This is a genomic window from Colwellia sp. E150_009, from assembly GCF_053543955.1.
In genome coordinates this window covers 1-23,393 of sequence record NZ_JBHFOM010000009.1, presented here as the reverse complement: position 1 = coordinate 23,393, position 23,393 = coordinate 1, and the positions used below count along the sequence as shown (strand labels likewise).

Here is a 23,393-nt window from a genome sequence, read left to right as displayed (position 1 = left end):
TTTTGCTTTAGAATTATGTACAACTATAGGTATAACCAATTTAAAAGAAATGAAAGTGTTATCCACATGAGTAGAATTAGTGGAATACCAACACGCACAAAATCAGAAAATTGATAACCTCCAGCATTCATTACTAATAAATTTGTTTTGTAGGCCATTGGCGTTGCATAACTTAAATTAGCCCCAAACAAAACAGCTAAAATAAAAGGTTCTGCTGGAAGGTTAAGTTGGTCAGCAACTGAAATAGCAATAGGTGTGCCAATAACTGCGGCAGCATTATTGGAAACAATATTGGTTAGAATGGCTAACAGCAACATCAATGCCGATAATACGCCGCCAGGTGGTAGACCAAAAGATAAAGCGACAAAAACATGAGCGATATATTCTGCACCTCCTGTTACCATCATCGCCGACCCCAAGGCGAGGGATGCGGCGACAATTAAAATAACTTGGGTACTTAGCGCTGAGGAAGCCTCTTCCCAATCTAAGCATTTAGTGACTAATAAAACAAGTACACCGCATATTGAGCTAATTTCAATTGGTAAAATCCCTAAGGCTGATGATATCACTACAGCCAATAATGTTATTAAAGCTAAGGGGGCTTTACTTGTTTGTGGTAAGGGTTCTGCACCATCAATAATTAACAGGCCTTGTTTAGATTTTAATAGATCTATTTGTTCCGTTTCACCTTGTACAAGTAACACATCGCCAATTTTCAAGCGAGTATTGCCTATACTGCTTCGACCTATCTCCATGGCTTTACCTGCTCGGTGCAATGCAACAACAGAAATAGCATATTTACTGATAAAGTTAGCTTGCTGTAAGGTTCTTCCTTCAATTCCTGAACCTGCAATAATAACAATTTCTGCCAATGTTTGTTTCTCTGCTTTTAAAGGATGTTCATCATCAACTTTCTGTAATCCAGAAAATAATGTTGCGCCTAATACTGTTTCATACTCCTTTAGGCGATCTGGATAATCATGCACTTTTAATCTATCGCCTACAGTCAGTACAGTATCAGGTAAAGGCATAATATTTCGGTAATTAGTACCTCGTTGAATACTTTCTATTTTCAGTTGGCCATCGGTTAATTTAATGATTTCAGCAATAGTTTTTTCATTCGCTTCACTTTCTTCATTTATATTAAGATAAGCGCTAAATAAACGTGGTGAGGTGTCAGGCATTGATGGCATTCTATTGGGCAATAACCTGGGTGCAATTAGCCATAAATAAAGTATGGCAACAACGGAAGCAATAAGCGCCGGTTGAATAAAGTCAAACAAACCAAATTCAACGGCCCCCATATTTTTTGCAATACTGACGACTAAAAGGTTGGTTGAAGTACCTATAGTGGTTGCCATTCCGCCTACTAAAGTTGCTAACCCCATTGGTAATAACATACCCGATGAGTCAGTTTTATTGCGTAATGAAACACTAATCAAAATTGGCAATAATAAAACAACAACGGGAGTATTGTTTATAAAAGCGCTTAACCCTCCAGCAAGAATAAGTGTTAATAATAAAGATAATGCGGGACTGATTTTCCATAATTTGGCTAAGTATCGACCAATAGGTTCTAAAGCTCCTGTTCTTACAATACCTTGCCCAAGGATCATTAGTGCACAAACAGTGATTAATGCCTCGTGAGCAAAACCAAAAAATAAAGCACTTGGCTCAAAGTGTACGCCTTCACTGTAAAAAGGAAATACGGTAAACATGACACATAAGATTGTAATTACTGCAAGCGAAGATGTTTCTAATGGTGTATTTTCACGGCGAAATAAATAGAGTGCAAGAACAGTAATTAATAAAACCACTAATGCATGATGATTAGGTAAGTCAGGAATATTCAAAAGTGATACCGAGCTGATTAAGTTATTTATCTTATATGGTCAGTATATACCTAACATCCATATAATTGGTACTAGTCAACTATTATATATTGATGACAATATTAAATAATACTGAGATAGCAATTCATTTTTATTGTGTTAATTGTTTGAACGGACTTAAAAGTAAGTTGTTTAAAGAGGTAGATTTTAAATTGACAGTAGTGTCAGTTTTTTGTTCTGATACATTAAATCAGCATGAATTAAGTCAATATTTGTTCCTAATTAACAATGCAAATGGGCTAATAAATAAGAATAGGTAAGATAAAATGTTAAAAGTATACCGTGGTGAGCTATTACACTTTTTAGCGAACCCAGCGAAAGTTGGTGAACAGGACAGCTACCAGTACATAGAAGATGGCTTATTGATCATTAAAAATGGTCTGATAGAACAAATTGGCAGCGCCGAGGAACTATTAGCAACATTAGATAAAAACATTAAGATTATTCACTATGAAAATGCTTTAATAATGCCAGGTTTTATTGACACCCATGTTCATTATCCTCAAACAGAAATGATTGCTTCTTATGGTGAGCAATTGCTTGAGTGGCTTGAGAATTATACCTTTCCTTTTGAGCGTAAGTTTACTGATATAGAATACGGTAAAAATGTTGCCGAATTTTTTTTAAGTCAGTTACTAGATGCTGGCACTACAACGGCTTTGGTTTTTGGTACGGTTCATAAAGAATCTGTTGAGGCCTTTTTCACAGTAGCGCAGCAGAAAAAACTACGCATGATATGTGGCAAAGTATTAATGGACCAAAATTGCCCCAGCTATCTGTCAGACACTCCACAAAGTGGTTATGATGAGAGCAAAGCTTTAATTGAGAAATGGCATAACGTTGACCGTTTACAATACGCAATAACCCCCCGTTTTGCTCCCACTTGTTCAGGTGAACAACTTAGTAAAGCAGGGCAGTTGTTGAGTGAATACCCTAGTGTTTATTTACATACTCATTTAAGTGAAAACAAAGCTGAAGTTACTTGGGTAAACGAATTGTTTCCTGATAATAATGGGTATTTAGATGTGTATGACCAACGTAAGTTACTAGGACGTCGTAGTATCTTTGCCCATGGCGTACATCTGCATGATAGTGAATGTCAGCGGTTAGGTGAAACTGACTCGGCCATTGCTTTTTGTCCAAGCTCAAATTTGTTTTTGGGCAGTGGCTTGTTTAATCTAACCCAAGCACAGAAGTTTAATATTAATGTAGGTCTAGGCTCAGATATTGGTGCAGGTACTACGTTTTCTATGCTAAGTACGATTAATGAAGGCTATAAAACGCAACAACTTCGTCATGATAAATTTAGCCCTTTTCAATCGTTTTATTTGGCTACATTAGGGGGGGCAATTTCGTTAGATCTTGAGGGCACTATTGGTAATTTTACTCGCGGAGCTGAAGCAGATTTTATTGTACTTGATTATAATGCGACACCATTAATGAAAAGGCGCATGCAACATTGTAAAAACTTATCTGAAAAACTTTTTATTTTAAGTATGTTGGGGGATGAACGTCATGTGAAGGCGACGCATATCATGGGAGAGCGTGTTTAGTGTATTATTAAAAAAGTGATAAAATTAACAGAATACTGAAAATTAACAATATGCTCATAGTATATGGTAAGAGTAATTTATTACTGCTTTACTGGGGAAAACCATACTAACAGCGTGAATATTTAGCTATGTATGTTGTTTATTGTAACTTTAATAGGATTGTTTGTGGTAAAGAATAAAGTGTTAGAAGGTAATATTCGACTAAAAAATAAAGCATTAATCTTAAATGCGGCCAAAGAAGAGTTTGTTACTTATGGTTTTAAAGGAGCGTCAATTAAACGTATTGCTGAACGAGCGAAGATTCCTCGGTCGAATATTCATTATTATTTCCAAGACAAAACTGATTTGTATCAGCAACTTTTAAGTAACATTATTGCGGTCTGGAATACTGATTATGACACGCTAAATTATGGACAAGATCCTAAAACCGCACTAAGTGCTTACATACGTGCCAAAGTTATGCACTCAAAAAATGATCCTTATTCATCACGAATTTTTGCGAGTGAATTAATTCATGGTGCACCGATATTGCATGATTACCTTAATACTGATTTTAAAGTATGGCTACAAAGTAAAGTGGCAGTAATAAATGTATGGGTTGAGCAAGGCTTGATTGATCAAATAAATCCGCACCATTTATTGTTCTTGATATGGAGTTCAACGCAGCACTATGCAGACTTTAATGTACAAGTGTTAGCCGCTTTAGAACAAAAAGAAATGCATGATAGTGACTTTGAAGCCGTTGTTGTTTCTTTAACGCAAATAATTCTCAAAGGGTGTGGTTTAGAATAACACTTTTAACGCGGTATTACTTTAGGGGCGAATTAGGGGCGAAGTTGAAAGCTGTTGTTTCCAATATTTAAGAGCATTAAGCCGAGTTTTAAAAATATGTTCTTCTGGAATTCTATTTAATATTTTCAATTTGTTAAGTTCATGATGTATTTGATTGTTAATCGTTGATAAAAGTACTTCTCTATTCTGGTTTTGATAGCTGACAATAATTTCTTCGATGGCTAAAAGACTTGTCACACCAACCAAATGGGCGTCAGTTAAATCAATAAGCAAAGCTTTATGTTGCTCGGCTTTTGATACCATTTGTTTTAGTCCTCGAGCAACCCCAAACCCTATTGAACCAGATATATTCAGTAAGATGATGTCATCAGGCATAGATGCTAATAGTTGCTTTTCAGTAAGAGAAAGCGATAGTTGATCGGTGTCTTTAGCCGTTAATAAATGAATATTATTTAGTTGAATGTCTGATAACCGACGAATGGTAACTAAATTAGCGATGAATACGCCAATTAAAACTGCTGTAACTAAGTCAAAAATAACAGACATAATCATTGTTGAGAGCATTAAGCAAACACTGAAGAGAGGAATTTGATGAATGCGTTTTAGAAAATTCCAATCAATGATATTAATACCAATGTGAACTAATATTGCGGCAAGAACAACTTCTGGGATGTAAGCCATATATTTACCGCCCCAAAATACAATAACTAGAATAAAAAATGCATGTAAAATACCAGATATTGGCGTTGTTCCTCCTGCCTTTAAATTAGTCACTGTACGCATGGTTGCTCCGCCACCAGGTAAGGATCCAAAAAGACCTGCGACAATATTCCCAATACCTTGGCCAACCAATTCTTGATCAGAGTTATGTAAATCTTTGCTGATACTGTCAACGGTTAATGATGTCATTAATGAATCTAGTGTACTTAAGGTGGCAATAAGAAAGGCAGACTTTAACATGTTACCAGTTAAATTAGCGTCCCACACTGGCATGTTAAAAGAGGGGAATGCACTCGAAATAGCACCGACCACTGGTATGTTTATACCTGAAAATACAAAAAAAACTGTTGCTGAAGTTATGGCAATAATACTTGCGGGTATTATTCTAGCAAATTTTTGTGGCCATAAAAAAAGAATCAATAGACAGAAAAAACCAAGTAAGACAGTTGAATTTCTTAGGTTTTTTAGTGATATATCTGTTATGGATGAACCAAATAAAGGTTCAATTTGTGACACGATAATTAAAATACCGATACCTGAAGTAAAGCCAGATATCACAGGATAAGACACCAGAATAAAATATTTTCCTAACTTGAATAACCCAAATACCACTTGAAATAAACCAGCTAAGCTCACTACAGTAAATGCTGCTGCAATACCATGTTCAGGTGACTGTGCGACAAAACTGGTTAATATAGCGGCCATAGCAACGGTTAAACCCGTATTAGGTCCTGATATTTGCTGATTTGTTCCGCCAAATAAAGAAGCAAAAAAACCTGTAATAATCGCGCAATAAATGCCTGCACTAGCACCTGCACCTGAGATTACACCAAAGGCTAATGCAAAAGGCAGAGCAACAATAGTTGATGTGAGTGCACCAAATATATCCCCCTTAAGGGTTGCTTTATTAAAGTGAGATAAAGAAAGCATGACTACCTAGCTTTACGCGTTTAGTTTTGAAAATATGGTTACTGAAACAAGTACTTAGTGATATAATCGCTATTCTTTCCTATTAATATTGAATAGGGCGTGATCAAGTATATCAAAAAATAGAATACTTGACACTACTGACAGCTTTTTGTTGTCTATTTAGGCAGTCAATAGTGTGTAAGCAACATACTAAAAACGTAAAACGCAATATTAAGAAGTATTCAATTAAAACAGAGTCTTGTGATAAAAGGTTTATTATTTAAAAGGAAGCAAAGCCTTTTGAACACTACACCTTTAACAAAAAATTAACCGCTTTTATTCAAGCGCAGAGGGCCGTGTAGCTATGGAACAGGTGAGCAAAAACAATGAGAATAGAATAAAAAAAATTGGCTTAATAGAGCGTTTTTTTAAACTGTCAGAACATGAAACAAATATAAAAACTGAGGTTATGGCGGGCTTAACTACCTTTGTCACAATGTCGTACATTATGTTTTTAAACCCTATTATTATGTCTAAAACAGGTATGCCTTTTGATGGTTTATTTTTAGCTACCTGCCTTGGTGCTGCTATTGCAACCATATTAATGGGGCTTTATGCCAATTGGCCAGTAGGGCTAGCACCAGGAATGGGATTAAATGCTTTTTTTACTTTTTCTGTAGTAGGAGCAATGGGTTACAGTTGGCAAATTGCACTAGGTGCTGTATTTCTTTCCGGTGTTATCTTTGTTTTAATGAGTGTTACTCGGTTACGAGAATGGATGCTTGATAGTATTCCTATGAGTTTACGTTTAGCAATGACTGCTGGTGTCGGTTTGTTTCTTGGTTTTATTGGCTTACGTTTCACAGGCATTGTTGTTCCTAACGCTGATAATGTTGTAGCTATAGCTGACTTAACGCATTTTGGTTTTGGTATGTTTGGTCCAGAAGCCCCTGCTTTAGGTTTTCTCAGTTTTTTACTTATTTCAGTACTTAGTTACCGTAATGTTTTTGGTGCTGTGTTGATTGGCATTGCTACGACCACCTTTATTGCTTTTGCAATGACATGGGTTTTACCAACAGATTTTTTTGTCATTGCAGAGGGGGCGAAAAGTTTTGCTCCAGAATCAGGCTTTGTTGCCTATAAAGGTCTATTAGCAATTCCTGAATTTTCAGCGCTGGAACCTATTTTATGGAAGGCAGATATTGTTGGTGCTTTTGAGGTGGCTTTAATTCCCGTCATTGTTACCTTTTTATTTGTTAATATTTTTGATACTGCTGGCACATTAGTAGGCGTAGCAGAACGAGCTAATTTGCAAGACCAACATGGTAAAATTCAGGGGTTAAATAAGTCATTAAAGGCTGATTCTATATCATCTGTTATTGGTACTGCTTTTGGTTGCCCTCCTGTTACTTCCTATGTTGAATCTGCTGCGGGCGTAGCTGTTGGCGGTAGAACAGGGTTAACAGCGATTACAATTGGTTTGTTATTTATTGTGGGTATGTTTTTCTTGCCGTTAGCACAAATGCTACCAGGTTTTGCGGTTGATGGCGCACTGATTTACGTTTCCATGTTAATGATGAGTTCTTTAAAAGGACTAGACTGGGACGACTTAACTGAATATGCCCCAGCAGTATGCACTACGGTTATGATGGCGTTCACTTTTTCTATTGCCAATGGTATAGCGTTTGGCTTTATTACGTACACAGTATTGAAAGCAGGTGCTGGAAAGTCTAGTGAAATATCAGCTGGCGTTTGGGCTCTGACCGTTTTGTTTATTGCTAAGTTTATCTTCTTAACTTAAACCTGTTTTAACCAAATTAATGCATTGTTTTTGACTATTAACTGATGTTTTATTTAGTTAGAAATTAGATTTAACTATGGCAAAAAGCAAAAAGCAAAAATTATTTATTAGAATTTATTGAGGATAAAAAATGACAGTTGTAAATTTATTAAAGGCTTCTGTAACGGCTTTTGCGGTTGCAGTATTAACGGTTAATTCAGTTTCTGCAGAAACTTGGAGTAATACCGAAGTACAATTACAAGCATTTGGTGAGCTAGAGCGAGTAGGTACTGGCGGCACTGCGGATACAACCATTATTACTTTGCAACATGCGGGTGGCTGGGAGTATGGAGATAATTTTTTCTTTATAGATCACTCGCGTTATAACGTGAATAATGATGCTAATTTTCCAGTAGAAGATAGTAGTGAGTTTTATGGTGAGTGGTATTCAAATTTTAGTATAGGTGCTATTACAGGTAAAAAATTAGCGTTTGGCCCAGTAAAAGATGTTGGTATTGTTGCTGGAGCCAACTTTGCACCAGAAATTGACAGTATGTGGTTATTGCCAGGTGTTAGGTTTGCATTAGACTTACCAGGCTTTGCTTTTGCTCAAGTTGATATTACTGGCTATACCCATCAAGGTGGTGGCAGTGCATCATCACCTGTTTTCACTGTTATAGATGAAGACTCAAGTTTTATGGTTGATTTTGCATGGGCCTATCCCTTTAAAATTGGAGCAACGAGTTGGAGTATTGAAGGCCACTTGGAATATATTGATGGCCGCCAACAAATTAATAATTTTGGTACTGTTGAACTTGAATCATGGGTGTTATTTCAACCCCAAATCCGTTTAGATTTAGGCGAAGTTTTAGGTAATACCCCAGGCAAGATTTTTGTTGGTATCGAATATCAATATTGGAAAAATAAACTAGGCGAGAAAGGTACCAATGATAATTCAGCACAATTCTTAGCTGTTTGGCGATTTTGATATCAGTTCAATTCAATGTAATTGAAAGTAGTCATGTTACTTAGACTACTTTCAAGTTAAATAAAGCGCTTTTATCTATTAAGATTACTAGATACTTAATAATATTTACTCCAATCATTACTATAGGAAACCGATATGGCAATAAATATGTCAATTGTACAGTCAATGCGTTTACCTTTTTTAGTGTTAACGCCTGTTTGTGTATTTTTGGCTGTGGCGATCGCATTATCTCAGCATATGAATATTTCACTTTTACATGTGTTAGTTTCTTTGGTAGGCGCATTAGCAGCGCATATTGCGGTTAATACAATTAATGAATATCAAGATTTTAAAAGTGGTTTAGACTTTAAAACCAAACAAACGCCTTTTAGTGGTGGTAGTGGCTTATTACCCGCTAATCCTAATTTAGCTAAAAAGGTTTATTCACTTAGCATTCTTTCTGTTTTAGTCACTATTGCTGTTGGACTTTATTTTATCTTTTTATATGGTTATTCAATAATACCCTTGGGAATTATTGGCTTACTTATCATAGTTACTTATACAAAATGGATTAATAAAGCCGCATTTTTATGTTTGATAGCGCCAGGATTAGGTTTTGGTACCTTGATAATTGGCGGTACATATTTTTGTATCACAGGCCATTTCGATAATAGTATGTGGCTGATCACTGTAATTCCTTTTCTACTCATTAACAATTTACTTTTGTTGAATCAGTTTCCTGATATTGAGGCTGACAAAAGTTCTGGCAGAAAGCATTTCCCGATAAAATATGGGATAAAAGCAAGTATTGTTGTATATGCTTTTTTCGCCGTGAGTGCTCAATTGATGCTTGTATACTTAATTAAAACTGAGAACTTACCAGCCTATGCTATAGTGTCAATAATACCTATGTTATTAGGTTATGTTTCTATTACGGGAATGATTAAGTTAGGACAAAATATTGCATCGCAGCCAAAATTTATGGCTGCTAATGTGGCTTGTAGTATTTTAACACCGTTGGTTTTGGCTGTTACATTATTGTTTTAAAAGCTTCGACATGTTGTTTTTAGATGTGTATTTCTTTTTTCAATATTGATATTAATTCGGTTAAATAATTTTAGTTAAGAATACCTGTCATTACTTAATTGAACTATTATTATTGTTATGCTTGTAAAAGCACACTAATTAATTTAGATTTTGTACAGTTACATATTTATAAATAATAATAAGGACTGGTTGGTATTTATGCCTTTTTTGCAATTAAAACTTGTATCAAAAATTGAGATAGGTCAAAACAGTACATGTAGTTTTTCTCACCAAGGTGGTTCCATTGGACGGTCTAACGATTGTGATTGGACGCTAGTCGATGTAGATCGATATATTTCTAATAAACATGCTCTAATTAGCTATCAAAATGAACAGTTTTTAATAACTGACACTAGTAGTAATGGCGTGTTTATTAATAATGCTAGAACTCCTTTAGGTAAAAATAATACTCATGTTATAACTCAATCAGATCATATCAAGATAGGTCGTTATGAAATTGAAGTTGATAGTTTACAAATTCTTGATACGCCAATACAAGTTGAAAACCAATCAGCCCAAGTGGGTGATGGAGATTTATTAGGTTTAGTGATGGGCGATGCTGCAAACCATACCAGTGAAAACGAAGCAGATTATTTGAATATTTCTAAGGATAATAATTTTGACCTAGAAACATCATCTGATGAAAGTTTGGGGTTGAATGATATTTTGTCTGGTGCCTCAAATTACCCACCTTCTCATAAAAGCGAAGAATCAATTCCATCGGTTGAACATCAAGCTGAATACCAACCAGAACAAAAGTCAGAATATTTTGAGCCCAAAAAGCCGCCTGTCAGTAATCAACATTCTGTTTCAAATGATGCGAGTATTCCTGAAGATTGGGAACTATCGGGCATATTACCCGCTATTCAAGATTACGAGCCACCTAAAGCAAGCCCTCCCATAACACAAGAAAGCACAGAATCCTCCTTCAATGTTCAACCTTCTCCCGTACAAGTTGACCCCGTAACACCAGTTGAACGCGTAACTCCAGTTCAGCCCATAGCTCCAGTTGACCCCGTAACGCCAGTTGCCTCCATAACTCCTGTTGAGCCTGTATCGCCAATTGAACACGTAGCTCCAGTTGTGCCATCTGAACCAGAAAAATCGAATGATTCAATTGTATCTCAACCCACAGAAAATGGATCAAATGAATTTTTATCTACTTTGTACAATAAATTAGGTTTACCTAAAGAGTATTTAGCGTCGATTGATGAAGAGCAGTTTGCTGAGGATATAGCAACGGTGATGTTATCGACAACTAAAGGTTTAATGTCACTTTTAAATAGCCGAACTGTATTTAAACAAGAATCAAGATTATCGTTAACCTCAGTGCAGCCAAGATCAAATAATCCCATTAAATTTTCAATTGATCCTGTTGATACTCTAGAAATGTTATTACTGAAAAAGAAAAAAGGCTACCTTACTGCAAAAGAATCATATGATGAAGCAGTTAGTGATATTCAATTACACCAAATGGCATTTTTATCTGGATTACAAGCAACGGTTACAGGTGTGTTAAATCAAATTTCACCTGAGTCGATAGAAAATCAAATAAATGAAAAAGGTCGAAGTTTTATGGGGTTGAAAGCTAGTTCCCAATATTGGCAACTTTATAAAGACAAGCAAGAGTTACTCGCCAAAAGTGTAACGGAAAATCTTAATGAAGTATTAAGTACTTATTTTTCCGAAGCGTATCAAGCGCAAATTAATAATTTTAAAAATGATAAAAAATAAGGAAAAAGCATGTTAAATTTCTTTAAAAAAGTGTGTGTTGTTTGCTTGTGTGTATTTTTAACTGCATGTAGTTCAACCTCTGAGAATAATGTTGATTTTAGATATTTGATAAGTGCGGCATCAGATATTAATCCAGATATAGAAGGGCGACCCTCTTCTGTTATTGTTCGTGTGTACCAATTAACTAACAAAATTAATTTTGAAAATGCGAACTATAATGAACTTTTTGAAAGTGAACATAATGCACTAGGGACTGAGTTTATTACACTGAATGAATATTTTATTGATCCGAATAGCAAAAAAGACATGGATTTGAAAATTTCTGAGCATGCTAAATATATTGGTGTAGTTGTTGGGTATCGTAGTGTTGATATGGTTACATGGCGTACGGTAATGGCAGTGCCTGAAGGAAGTTTTTGGCACGGTTCAGGCTTAGAGATAAAAGTTGAAAAACTATCAGTTCGTGTGATCGAAATTTAAAATTAATCATCAGTAAGTTACTAACCAGTAAGTTACTAACCAGTAAGCTACTAACCCGTAAATAAAGGAAAAGTCTATATGGCATGGGAAAAGCGAGTCGTTTGGTCTGAAGGCATGATGTTGCAACCGCAACATTTTCAGCAGCAATCTAGATTCCATGAATCTCAACTCCAAAGCAGTATTGGCTTATGCCAACCACATTTTTGGGGGATCTCATCTATTGAGATAGATAAATCTCATTTGAGAAATGGGAAGCTTTGTTTATCTTCGGCTCAAGGTATTTTACCCGATGGTAGTTATTTTAATTTTCCTGATATTGATAACATGCCGCCAGCAATTGATATTGACGAGAGTTTCTTAAATTCTACTGTTTATTTAGCGGTTACTATTAGACGTTATGGTAATACTGAAACGTATAGAGATAACGCAACTCAAAGTCGCTATGGCCTTGTTGAGCATGAAGCTAGAGATGTTTCTGGTACTTCATCAATGTCGCAATGCTTAGAAGTTGCAGGGTTAAGTTTTTCACTTAGAACAGACAAAGACGATAATAACGAATTTAGTTGTATTGCTATTGCTGTTATTGAAGATGTAAGTTTAACTGGCGAAATTACGCTTAAAGAAAATTTTATTGCTCCATGTTTGAATATTAAAGTTAACGGTTATGTTTCTGGCTTTATAAGTGAATTAGTTAAATTAGCCCAACATCGTATCAGTGCACTAGCAGCACGCGTGTCAGTTGCTGGTAAAGCAACTACAACGGAAGTTACCGACTTCCTAATGTTACAATCTCTGAATAGACATTATCCATCGTTAGTTAATTTAGATAGCCAAGAACGAATTACCCCCTATGATTTGTATGAAAAGTTTATTGGTTTAATCGGTGATATGAGCACTTTTGTTAAGCATGATAAGTTAGTGCCTGATTTACCTATTTACCAACAAAATAATTTAACTGAAATATTTTCTGTATTAATTGATGAGTTAAGGCAAGTATTTAGTGTTGTTTTAGAACAAAATTCAATTAATATTCCGTTAATTGAGAAAAAATATGGTATTAGAATAGGGACAATTTCTGACAGTAGTTTATTTACCTCCGCTTCTTTTATACTTGCAGTTACTGCAGATATTTCAACTGAGGAAATACGTCAATACTTTCCGCCACAGGTTAAAATAGGTGCGGTTGAACAGATTAAAGAGTTGGTTAATGTTCAGTTACCTGGAATTCAATTGAATAATTTAGCCGTAGCACCACGAGAAATTCCGTATCAACGTAATTATGTTTATTTTGAATTGATTCAAAATGGCGAATATTGGAATGCTTTAGTTGGTTCTGGTGGCATTGCATTTCATATAGGCACAAATTTTCCAAATTTAAACATGGAACTTTGGGCTATAAGGAGTAGTTAAGAGTGAGCAATGATGATTTGTCAAAAACGTTAATTATTCCTAATCCGGGGGGGAGAAGAAAAGCGACTAATACTGCTGTTAATCCTTCTATCCCTTCAAATCCTGAACCAGCAGCGCCTCAAGTGCCGCAAGCCCGAATTAACCCAAATCAATTTGATCTCAGTGTAGCAGTAAGCACGGGTGAGAATATTATCCTTTCTTATGCTAGTAATATACTTATGCTAGCAAGCAATATTCGTTCTTTAGAACCAAGCAATAGCATTGAGCAGTTACGTTTAGATATTGAAAAGCTGGTTGTTAAATTTGATCAACAAATGCAAGATTCAGGACTCAATAAAGAAGTTGTGCTAACTGCCCGCTATTTGCTCTGTTGTTTAGTTGATGAGTTAGTGCTTTCAACACCTTGGGGATCTGATAGTGTTTGGAGCCACCAAACGTTATTAGGGAAATTTCATAATGAAACTTCTGGTGGCGAAAAATTTTTTCTTATTGTTAATAAATTATTAGAACAACCCCAACGTAACCTTGACTTAATTGAATTGTGCTATGTTTGTATTTCTACTGGATTTTGTGGCAAGTATAGAGTGGTCAATCAGGGGGAAGGGGAGTTATTACAAATTAGTCAAAAACTCTATCAACCCATAGAAAAATATCGCCCAATTGACCGTGACTTATCCCCTAATTGGCAAGGTATTGGTAAAGCGGAAAAAAGTTTTGGCCGTAGATTACCCGCATTTTTTATATATATACTTTTGGGTTTTGTTCTAATCGCTTTATATATAGGGCTTTTAACAAGCTTAAAAACTAAGGTTGAACCTATTTATCAAAAAATTGAATCTGTTGGATGGAATGATTTTGTACTTCAGATTAATGAAAGCCAACCGAAATCAATTGACGTGGACGCCATAGCCGATTCATTAAAACTGACCTTGAAAAAGTCGGTTGATAATAAAATTGTTGCTATTGATGTACGAGATAATATGCTAATTATCCGTCTGATCAGTACTAGTTTGTTTAAATCGGGCAGTAGTCAGGTGAATGAAGATGCATTGCCTGACGTTAACTTGTTGGTTAATTCCATAAAAGACTATGCAGATCGGGTTTTAGTTATTGGTCATACTGACTCCACAGGAAAAGCTGATTCTAATTGGGTTATTTCGCGTAAAAGAGCAGAGGCTGTCGCTAAATGGCTAGACAAAAGTAACAATAAATTAACGAATATTATCACTCGTGGTGTGGCAGACACAGAGCCTTTTGTTAAAGACACTGATAATGACTATAACCAAAGTCTTAATCGACGTGTTGAATTAATACTTGTTTTGAAAGGATTATAACTAGCAATGGACAAAATAAAAAAAATAGTCACTAGCGCATGGTTTATTCCAACCATTTCATTAATTTTAATCTTTTTGGTTATTTGGTTTGCAGGTCCATATTTTGCCTTTGCAGATTATTATCCTCTTGAAGCGTTAAGTAATCGAATTATCTTAATAATTACGATCTTACTAGTATATTTCTTAATTCAATTAATAAAGTATCACCGCAGAGTTAAGAATCAACAAGACATGGTTGCCGATATTACTGAAGATAATAGCGTTAATGAAGCTATTAATGCTGAGTCGGCAGAATTGAAAGACAAATTTAATCAAGCATTTAGTCTGTTAAAAAATAATAAAGCAGGGCCTAGCTCTCTTACTGAACTGCCTTGGTATATGATTATTGGGTCCCCTGGAAGCGGAAAAACAACACTACTTTCAAACTCAGGTTTGAAATTTCCCTTGTTCAATGAATTTTCAAATCAAGCTATTCAAGGGGTTGGTGGCACAAAAAACTGTGACTGGTGGATAACACAAGATGCAGTTTTATTGGACACTGCAGGAAGATATACTTCTCAAGATAGCCACCAAGAAGCGGATAAGTCTGGTTGGACAAACTTTTTAGGGTTGATTAAAAAATACCGAAAAAAACCTGTTAGCGGTTTGCTGGTAAGTTTTAGTATGTCTGATTTAATGACATTAAGTGAATATGATCTTAACCAGCAAATTATGCAAATGAAACAGCGTATTGCAGAAGTTAATGATTTTTTCTCAACTAAATTTCCTATTTACATCATCATTACCAAATCAGACATGGTAGCTGGTTTTAGTCAATTCTATGAAACGTTTTCACATAAAGAAAGAGAACAAACCTTTGGGATAACCCTTGATCGTAATGAAAGTCTTAGTGGCGATTTGCTTCCATCGTTTACACAAAAATTTAATGCATTAATGCAGTCAATTACCCGAAGACAATGGCAACGTATTTCGTTAGAGCGAGATGCTAGTCGTAAGTCTTTAATTTACAGTTTTAGTGATCAGTTTTCTGAATTGCAACCTGCACTGGCAAATGTTATTGAAAATTTATCTAAACAAGATGATGGTTTAACAACGGGTATTGTACGAGGGTTGTATTTTACAAGTGGTACACAATATGGCGCTCCTATTGATAGAATGATTGCCAAAGTATCTCAAAATTTTGGTTTGAAAAGTACAGCTAAAGCGTTATGGAACAATGATCAACGAAGTTACTTTATTAAAGAATTATTGAAAGATGTTGTGTTCCCTGAATCTGACCAATTTGGCGTTTTAACGGGGTATGAAAATCGAAAAAGTACCATTAAAAAAGTTTCTATGGCGGTAGCTGGGGTTTTTACTTTAGCTGTTTCTATCGGTTTATTTATTAGTTATAGCAACAATGACCATTATATTTCGTTAAGTGAAAAATCTGTAGATAGTTGGAGTGAACAGTATGAAAACCCAAATAATAGCGGTGATATCAGAAGCTATATTCCTGCCCTAAATGACTTTTCAAATAATATATCTGCATTGATTGAGCTAGATAATGCACAATTCTCAGGTTTAGGATTAGCACAATCTGATGCTTTACAGGGAGCATTAACAGCCAGCTATGGACGTTTACTTAACACGGTGCTTTTACCTTATGTAAAGAGCGAAGTGGAATTACAATTGAGTAACACTCAAGAGGCGAGTGAACATTATCAGGCATTGAAGGCTTACTTAATGTTATCAAGTACGGATAAACGAGATGATAATTTTTTAATTTTTTGGTTACAAAGAAACTTAAACAATAATGAATATTTTTCAGCAGCAGAATTTGTGCAATTGTCTGCACATATTGAGAATTTAATTCAAAACAAAATGGTTTTTGAATCGATAAATGAACAACTTGTTGCTAAAGCAAGACAAGACTTACGTTCTCAACCGATTGCAGATATTTATTACAAACAGTTTAGACTGAATTATCTTAACGATAGCGATATGTTGTCTATGGCACAATTAGCTGGAACTGATTGGCGGACAGTTATGTCGACAGAAAAGGATGGCATATTAACTATCGCAAAATTATATACTCCTGAATTATTTACACAAATAACATCAAAAGATATTAAAAATTATTTGAAAAAGATCGACAATGAGTCATGGATTTTAGGGGAAGGTAATATCATAAACAAAGGGGCATTAGCTGTTCAATTAGAAAAGATATATGCTCTTGATTATGTCAATAATTGGCAGTCATTATTAAATTCAATATCAATGAATAAAATTGATAATATGGATGCATTAAACTCTGCGCTTATGCTTTTAAGTCGAGTGGATTCACCGTTGTTCTTATTATTAGATTCAGCTTCGCAGGCAACCAAGTTAGTTGAAAATGTAGCAACATCATCTTTAGCTAATTTATCCGCAAGAGGGGGCGCTGTACTTGATAAATCGAAAAAGATTAATGCACTACGTAATAATGATACCTCTGAATATTTCATAACGTCACAATTTATTAAATTGCATGAACTGATGAGCGATGAGAGAAAAACCGTCGTACAGCAGAAAATGTCGGCGGTAATTTCAGAAATTTCTGTGGCGTTGTCTTTTGGAATGAAAAAGGAAGAAGCAAAAATTGATGAGGGTACTTTTAGCTCGTTGGATGCTTTTGGCTATGTCCAAATTGAACCGTTCAATCTATGGATTAGTCAGTTGTCTAGTAATATCAAAAATATGCGCAACCAACTTCTCAAAAATAAAATTGCAAAAATTTGGCAACAAGATGTATTAGCACAATGTAATGATATTATTTCATTTAAATACCCATTTGAAAAATCATCTAAAACAGATGCGAGTTTAGTCGATTTACAAACGCTTTTTGGTACATCAGGAGCTATACATCAGTTTTTTGTTGAACATTTACAACCGTTAATTAAGAGTAAAGCTTATCCGTGGCAGTGGAAGGATAATGTAGCTGAAACTCATGGTTTTAGTCCTGAAGTACTTCCTTTTTTTGAACAACAAAGTAGAGTGAGAGATAGTTTATTTGTTATTGATGGCAATAGAGCACAACTTGATTTTTCTCTCAAACCCATATTTTTAGATTCTCGTTTAGCTAAGTTTAAAATGTCTATTCATGGGCAAAATATGAGTTATCAATTTGGTCGTCCAATTACAACCAATGTTTCATGGCCTCCTGAAAATTTCAGTGCAAATAGCCAATTCAACTTTATTCGTCGTGATGGTAGTGAGGTGGTGGAAATAAGAAATGGTTTATTTGCTTTTTTCAGGTTGTTAGATGCTTCTGATATAAATCAAGTTAATCGTAACAAAGTAGAAGTAACTTTTTCTAAAAATAATTTTAAAGCGATATATGAATTGTCAGGAAAAGGTAAAGTCAATCCAGTTATTTTTTCTCAACTGGCTAATTTTAAATGTCTTGCAGCGCTATAAATTGATGATGAAAATAGGATATTTTGGGAAGTTACCAGGTTACGGCGATTTTATTCAACGAAATGTTTCGCCTGATTTTGTGAAACAATGGGATAACTGGTTATTAAAATCAATTGAAAGCTCACGATTGCAGCTTGGTGAACAATGGCGAGAGAGGTACTTTAATAGTCCTATATGGCGCTTTGTTATCTCGCAAAAAGGCTTGATTGATGCGCCAATTACTGGATTTATGATGCCAAGTATTGATAAGAGTGGAAGAAGTTATCCCTTTACAATTATTTGTCAGCCAGATTGCCATGTTAATCCTTTTGTTCTTGCTAGAGAAACAGAAGTTTTTCATGGATTAGCTGAAGATTTTGCTTTAAGTTTACTAGAAAAAGAACGACCAGATCTTGATGAAATTTCAACAGTGCTTGATGAAATATATAAAGATGTAGTTGCTTTAACTTTTAATGGTGCTGATGTGATTGCCACTTCATCTGTAATGGAGATTGCTGCAATGTCAGGTATAAATAAGCTTGATTTTAGTTTAAGTAATGACACACTGTTAGAGAAGCTATTAATGATGCAAAATATAAATATTTCTATTTGGTCAATGGATGGAGTTTCTGGCGTTGGTGCACAAAAACGGTATTTTTCAGGGATGCCCCCTACGGATAATTATTATTCGTTTTTAATTGGAGCAATAAATGAGTAACGCTTGGTATAGCTTTTCTGTTTCAGATGTTGGCAAAAAACGCTCCGTCAATCAAGATTCTATCTATGTTGATAATGACCAAAAGGTATGGGTTGTTGCTGACGGAATGGGGGGACACAGAGACGGGGATAAAGCGAGTCAGGCTATTGTAAGTGCCTTTGAAAAATTAACGTTCAGTAACGTTATGTCTGAACGACTAATCCAAATTGAAAAAAGTTTACGTGCACTAAATGTTGAATTACAAAACTATTCGACTAATACACTCAATGGTCAATTAATTGGCTCTACTGTTATTGCTTTAACTGTTTGCCAAGGGATTTGTGCTGTAATTTGGGCAGGTGATTCAAGGTGTTATAAGCTTAGTAATGGGCAGATTGATCAGATAAGTTGGGATCATAGCTATGTTGATGAATTATTGCGGTCTGGACATATGGTTGAGGAAGAAGCCGCGACGAGTAAATTGTCTAATGTGATCACCCGAGCGTTAGGAGCACACGAAGAAGTGTTTTTTGACCATGTAATTTTTCCCTATTCAGATGAAGATACTTTTTTACTTTGCAGTGATGGGTTAACCAATGAGTTAACCGATAAAAAAGTGAGCGAGCTTGTGAGCCATAAAGGTTGTTCTCAAGATGATATTGATCGATTGCTAACTGAAACCTTAGATCATGGCGCTAAAGATAATGTTTCTATTATACTTATATCAACTCGTCAGCGTCGACCGCATAACAGTCATGAAAGTAAGCTTGTCGCGTCTCATAGTCAAAAATTAAATGAGCTGTCGAATGCCCTGTTTAATCGTGAAATTGAGTTAGATCATTATTACTATAAAATGGCGGAAATTATTGACCATTCTATATCGTCACATAATAGCTTTATAGGGCAAGAAACACAGGAAATACCATCAATAAAGATAGATGATGAACAGATAGAATCAAGCACAGCCGAGTTTCCTAAATTATCCAAATCAGCACCAGCAAGGTCTCAGCTGGATACTCGGTATTACTTTTTATTGACTGTCATTGTTACTTTATTGTTAGTGCTGATTTACTTAGTCGTAAGTTAGTTTTATGCTCTGTTGTTTACTTTAAAATATAGTAATGTTTGAAATGTAGATAACCCTTTTTAATTGTCCGTTTTTTTTACAGTGACATATTAATTATATAGCTGTTTTTTGTTTTTATCTTGATTTTTAAAGGTTTTTTATTTTTGGTCTTTATCTTGCATTCATTATAAGTATAAAGAGTGTATGTAGTTATTCAGAAAATTATTGACCCGTTAAGGGCTTAAGGAAGTAGTATGAGTTCTAAAATATTAAATGCTGTATTATTCTGTTTGTTATCGCTTTGTCTTATGGGGAAAGCTAATGCAACCTTAATTGTTGGTACAATATATGAAGATCAAGCTGGAGTAGAATGGGAATATGTTGGTAGCTTTGACTTGGCAGCAGGCCCTCATTGGGATGGTGCTACACCGTATAATGGTCTTGAAGCTGCTGAATTTATATTTGGCTCTCCTATTGCTTATCAATATGCATTAAGCTCATTTTTATCTGTTGATATTGAAACTAATGTACATGGTTTTGGTGTGAATCATATGGCTTGGTATGATTCGTATAATTTAACTACTGGCGTACATGAAGCAAGTGAATCTGCAGTTGCTAATGTTTCGGGTGCATCAACATATGATGCCGATGGTGATATTTCTGCATATATTAATGATCGCGCTTGGTCAGGTGAAAACATTTCCCATGTGTTTAAATCTGTTACTACTTCAGTACCTGAACCTTCTACGCTTGCTATTTTTGCTATAGCCTTAGTTGGTTTAGCAAGTCGTCGTATAAAAAGATAAGATATTTATATTCTTTAAATCTGGCGGTGTTCATTAATACCGCCATTTATAGTTGGCTATCATCGTAGTTGTTTACTCACCAGTTTAGTGTTATTGAAAGCTTTAGATTTAATAACAATCCTCATTTAGTTAAAACTAAATAGCCTTACTTAGATTTTGTTATTAGTATAAAGTTCTAAGGTCACTTTTCTAGCGAATGAAATTAATGCTCTTTATTGACTTTTTTCACTAATTAGCCCATAAAGGGTAGTTAAAATAAACAATATGATGTGATAAATATATTTATTGTTGTATTTAACAATTACCAGTCAACTTCAGTTTTTTAGATAATCTTAAATATCTGGTAAACCAATTATAGGAATGTTGTTCATGGAAACTTATACCAACCCTCAAAATGCACAAGTCATTGATATTAGCGGTGATGTTCGCTCAAGTTTAGCTACCAATTTATTACAAGTTGGTGATACCGTCGAATCAGGTGCCGTCTTAATGCTAGCAAAAAATAGTGAAATTACGGTTGTTTTAGCTGATGGTAGTCATCAACGTGTTTATAGCTCTGGTGACGAATTATCGAATGAAATTCTTGTTGAAAATGTATCTGTTGCAGGAAGTGAAAAAGTTCTTGAAAACTCCAGCGTTGAAGATGCTGACATGAACAATATACAGAACGAAATTGAGGCTATTCAGGATTTAATTGCGTCAGAAGATGATGTAGAACTTCCAGATACAGCTGCAGGTGTAACCAGCAATGAAGGAACAAGCTTTGTTACCGTTGACAGAACGGGTGACGAGACGTTAGCCGAAGCGGGTTATGATACAAGTGAGCAGCAAAATAGTTTACCTGAAATCGGTGAACTTGATGTTATATCCCTTACCTCTATTGTTGATGACGATGAGGCTGTTTCGACGGATGAAGACACTCTTATCACAGGTAATACTTTAAACAGTGCGCAAAATTCTGACTTGGCCGTTACAGGATTCGAAGTCAATGGTGTCACTTACGCTGTTGGCTCTACAGCTTCTTTAGTAGAGGGTGAGTTAACGCTAAACAGCGATGGTAGTTATACGTTTTTACCAAGTGATAATTACAACGGTGATGTTCCTGTTGCAACTTACACAGTAGAAAATAGTACGGGTGATAGAGATATATCAACGTTATCTATTGTTGTTGAACCTGTAATAGATTTAGCAGATGATGAGGAAATCGTTAGTAATAATGAAGACACAACGATAACAGGTGATGTACTCATAAATGCTTCAAGTCCTGATGATCCGTTAAGCGTCACTGGTTTTGAAGTTGGGGGTGAGACATATGAGATTGGTGATACAGCTAATTTAGAAGAAGGTGATTTAACATTAAATGAAGATGGTAGTTATACCTTTGTTCCCACCGAAAATTATAATGGTCCCGTTCCCGTGGCTACCTATACGGTATTAGATGGTGCAGGGGATCAAGTTACCTCGACATTAACTATCGTAATTGATCCTGTTAGCGATTTAATAGATGAAGATGAAGTTGTTAGTATTGAAGAAGATACGACGTTAACGGGGAATGTATTAAATAACGCTTCAAGTCCTGATAATCCATTAAGCGTAAATGGTTTTGAGATTGGTGGCGAAACTTATAATATTGGTGATACAGCTATTCTAGACGAAGGCGAATTAACAATAAATTCTGATGGTAGTTACACCTTTGTTCCAGCCGATGATTATCATGGTGATGTACCCGTTGCAACCTATACAGTTGAAGATGGTGCAGGTGATACTGATATATCGACTTTAACAATTACAGTTCAGTCAGTGAAAGATTTAACCGATGATGATGAAGTTGTCAGCATAGATGAAGACACCACTGTAACAGGTAATGTATTAAACAATGCTTCAAGCCCAGATGAACCGTTAACGGTAACAGATTTTGAAATTGGCGGCGTTACTTATGCTATAGGAGCAACTGTTTCTATAGTCGAAGGTGATTTAACCATTAATGCTGACGGAAGTTATAGTTTTGTGCCTAGTGAAAACTATAATGGTGATGTGCCTGTCGCAACTTATACAGTTGAAGATGGCGCAGGTGATACCGATATATCGACTTTGACAATTACCGTTAATCCAGTAAGCGACTTAACTGATGGTGATGAAGCGGTAAGAATAAATGAAAATACTAGTGCAATAGGTAATGTGTTAAACAATGCCTCAACTCCTGATAATCCTTTATCAGTAACTGATTTCACCGTTGGTGGCACTCAATATGCGATCGGTTCAACGGCAGTGCTGTCTGAAGGCAACTTAACCATCAATGCTAATGGTAGTTATGTCTTTGTTCCTAGTAATGATTATGTTGGTGTTGTTCCTGTTGCAACTTATACTGTAACTGATGGTGCGGGTGATACTGATTTATCTTCATTAAGAATCACGGTTGATGGGGGAGGAAATATTCCACCTGTTGCCGCAGATGATAGCTTTAGTGTTGATCAAGGCGAAACCGTGTCAGGTAATGTCATTACACATAATGATGGTGACGGCGTGGTTGATACAGACGGCGGTGATGGTGCTACCTTAACGGTTACACATGTTAATGGTAATGCCTTAGTGTTTGACGCTTCAACAGGTTATGCAACCATTACTTTAACTGATGGAACGTTACGAATTAATGCTCAAGGTGGATTTGATTATACCGATACCAGTAATGATGGTAGCAATGCTAGCTTTAATTACACCTTAAGTGATGGCACGGATAGTGATACAGCCGA

Annotated in this window: 16 protein-coding genes; 14 read left to right on the top strand and 2 right to left on the bottom strand. The window is 35.5% G+C overall.

Translation table 11 applies throughout. The annotated features are described in order from the left end of the window. Positions 1–23: 23 nt before the first annotated feature. Complete coding sequence (locus ACE1OF_RS06175) at positions 24–1,853, bottom strand: SLC13 family permease (RefSeq protein ID WP_448893378.1); 1,830 nt, start codon at positions 1,851–1,853, stop codon at positions 24–26. Between the two features lie 305 nt (positions 1,854–2,158). On the opposite strand from ACE1OF_RS06175, the gene guaD reads away from it, so the two are divergent. Both guaD and ACE1OF_RS06165 read left to right on the top strand, forming a co-directional pair. Then, positions 2,159–3,445 (top strand): guanine deaminase, encoded by a 1,287-nt coding sequence (guaD, locus tag ACE1OF_RS06170; RefSeq protein ID WP_448893377.1) that lies wholly within the window; start codon positions 2,159–2,161, stop codon positions 3,443–3,445. Positions 3,446–3,610: 165 nt separating this feature from the next. After that, the gene (locus tag ACE1OF_RS06165; RefSeq protein WP_448893376.1) at positions 3,611–4,237 is read left to right on the top strand and encodes a TetR family transcriptional regulator C-terminal domain-containing protein; all 627 of its coding nucleotides are present in this window, start codon (positions 3,611–3,613) and stop codon (positions 4,235–4,237) included. 21 nt (positions 4,238–4,258) lie between these two features. Here the strand turns inward: ACE1OF_RS06165 and ACE1OF_RS06160 are convergent, their stop codons facing one another. Then, positions 4,259–5,887 (bottom strand): SulP family inorganic anion transporter, encoded by a 1,629-nt coding sequence (locus ACE1OF_RS06160; RefSeq protein ID WP_448893375.1) that lies wholly within the window; start codon positions 5,885–5,887, stop codon positions 4,259–4,261. A gap of 343 nt (positions 5,888–6,230) precedes the next feature. Between ACE1OF_RS06160 and ACE1OF_RS06155 the strand changes: the two genes are divergently transcribed. The 12 genes from ACE1OF_RS06155 to ACE1OF_RS06100 all read left to right on the top strand — a co-directional run. Then, positions 6,231–7,667 (top strand): NCS2 family permease, encoded by a 1,437-nt coding sequence (locus tag ACE1OF_RS06155; RefSeq protein ID WP_448893374.1) that lies wholly within the window; start codon positions 6,231–6,233, stop codon positions 7,665–7,667. Between the two features lie 130 nt (positions 7,668–7,797). Beyond that, positions 7,798–8,634, top strand: a complete 837-nt coding sequence (locus ACE1OF_RS06150; RefSeq protein ID WP_448893373.1) for a hypothetical protein — start codon at positions 7,798–7,800, stop codon at positions 8,632–8,634. Between the two features lie 135 nt (positions 8,635–8,769). Beyond that, complete coding sequence (locus ACE1OF_RS06145; RefSeq protein WP_448893372.1) at positions 8,770–9,660, top strand: prenyltransferase; 891 nt, start codon at positions 8,770–8,772, stop codon at positions 9,658–9,660. A 198-nt stretch (positions 9,661–9,858) separates the two neighbouring features. Beyond that, positions 9,859–11,433 (top strand): type VI secretion system-associated FHA domain protein TagH, encoded by a 1,575-nt coding sequence (tagH, locus tag ACE1OF_RS06140; RefSeq protein WP_448893371.1) that lies wholly within the window; start codon positions 9,859–9,861, stop codon positions 11,431–11,433. 9 nt (positions 11,434–11,442) lie between these two features. Continuing rightward, entirely contained in the window at positions 11,443–11,913 is a 471-nt protein-coding gene (gene tssJ / locus ACE1OF_RS06135) for a type VI secretion system lipoprotein TssJ (RefSeq protein WP_448893370.1), read from the top strand. 78 nt (positions 11,914–11,991) lie between these two features. Then, positions 11,992–13,323 carry a type VI secretion system baseplate subunit TssK gene (tssK, locus tag ACE1OF_RS06130; RefSeq protein ID WP_448893369.1) on the top strand — a complete coding sequence of 444 codons (1,332 nt, stop codon included), beginning with the start codon at positions 11,992–11,994 and terminating at the stop codon, positions 13,321–13,323. 2 nt (positions 13,324–13,325) lie between these two features. Continuing rightward, positions 13,326–14,657 (top strand): type IVB secretion system protein IcmH/DotU, encoded by a 1,332-nt coding sequence (gene icmH, locus ACE1OF_RS06125; protein WP_448893368.1) that lies wholly within the window; start codon positions 13,326–13,328, stop codon positions 14,655–14,657. Positions 14,658–14,663: 6 nt separating this feature from the next. Further along, positions 14,664–18,095, top strand: a complete 3,432-nt coding sequence (gene tssM, locus ACE1OF_RS06120) for a type VI secretion system membrane subunit TssM (RefSeq protein ID WP_448893367.1) — start codon at positions 14,664–14,666, stop codon at positions 18,093–18,095. Between the two features lie 4 nt (positions 18,096–18,099). Continuing rightward, positions 18,100–18,792, top strand: a complete 693-nt coding sequence (gene tagF / locus ACE1OF_RS06115; RefSeq protein WP_448893366.1) for a type VI secretion system-associated protein TagF — start codon at positions 18,100–18,102, stop codon at positions 18,790–18,792. Continuing rightward, a complete protein-coding gene (locus tag ACE1OF_RS06110; RefSeq protein ID WP_448893365.1) occupies positions 18,785–19,858 on the top strand; it encodes a PP2C family protein-serine/threonine phosphatase in 1,074 nt (357 codons plus the stop codon). The genes tagF and ACE1OF_RS06110 overlap by 8 nt, the downstream gene beginning before the upstream one ends. Positions 19,859–20,091: 233 nt before the next feature. Continuing rightward, positions 20,092–20,643: a PEP-CTERM sorting domain-containing protein gene (locus ACE1OF_RS06105; RefSeq protein ID WP_448893364.1), complete on the top strand. Its 552-nt coding sequence runs from the start codon at positions 20,092–20,094 to the stop codon at positions 20,641–20,643. Between the two features lie 369 nt (positions 20,644–21,012). Beyond that, on the top strand, positions 21,013–23,393 hold a 2,381-nt coding region (locus tag ACE1OF_RS06100), incomplete at its 3' end, for a retention module-containing protein (protein ID WP_448893363.1).

What these genes read in the sequence shown, in the direction of transcription:
- guaD (WP_448893377.1), top strand. Translation starts at nt 2,159, where the DNA reads ATGTTAAAAGTATACCGTGGTGAGCTATTACACTTTTTAGCGAACCCA.
- tagF (WP_448893366.1), top strand. Translation starts at nt 18,100, where the DNA reads ATGATGAAAATAGGATATTTTGGGAAGTTACCAGGTTACGGCGATTTT.
- ACE1OF_RS06105 (WP_448893364.1), top strand. Translation starts at nt 20,092, where the DNA reads ATGAGTTCTAAAATATTAAATGCTGTATTATTCTGTTTGTTATCGCTT.
- ACE1OF_RS06160 (WP_448893375.1), bottom strand. Translation starts at nt 5,887, where the DNA reads ATGCTTTCTTTATCTCACTTTAATAAAGCAACCCTTAAGGGGGATATA.
- tagH (WP_448893371.1), top strand. Translation starts at nt 9,859, where the DNA reads ATGCCTTTTTTGCAATTAAAACTTGTATCAAAAATTGAGATAGGTCAA.
- tssJ (WP_448893370.1), top strand. Translation starts at nt 11,443, where the DNA reads ATGTTAAATTTCTTTAAAAAAGTGTGTGTTGTTTGCTTGTGTGTATTT.
- ACE1OF_RS06145 (WP_448893372.1), top strand. Translation starts at nt 8,770, where the DNA reads ATGGCAATAAATATGTCAATTGTACAGTCAATGCGTTTACCTTTTTTA.
- ACE1OF_RS06110 (WP_448893365.1), top strand. Translation starts at nt 18,785, where the DNA reads ATGAGTAACGCTTGGTATAGCTTTTCTGTTTCAGATGTTGGCAAAAAA.
- ACE1OF_RS06155 (WP_448893374.1), top strand. Translation starts at nt 6,231, where the DNA reads ATGGAACAGGTGAGCAAAAACAATGAGAATAGAATAAAAAAAATTGGC.
- tssM (WP_448893367.1), top strand. Translation starts at nt 14,664, where the DNA reads ATGGACAAAATAAAAAAAATAGTCACTAGCGCATGGTTTATTCCAACC.
- tssK (WP_448893369.1), top strand. Translation starts at nt 11,992, where the DNA reads ATGGCATGGGAAAAGCGAGTCGTTTGGTCTGAAGGCATGATGTTGCAA.
- ACE1OF_RS06150 (WP_448893373.1), top strand. Translation starts at nt 7,798, where the DNA reads ATGACAGTTGTAAATTTATTAAAGGCTTCTGTAACGGCTTTTGCGGTT.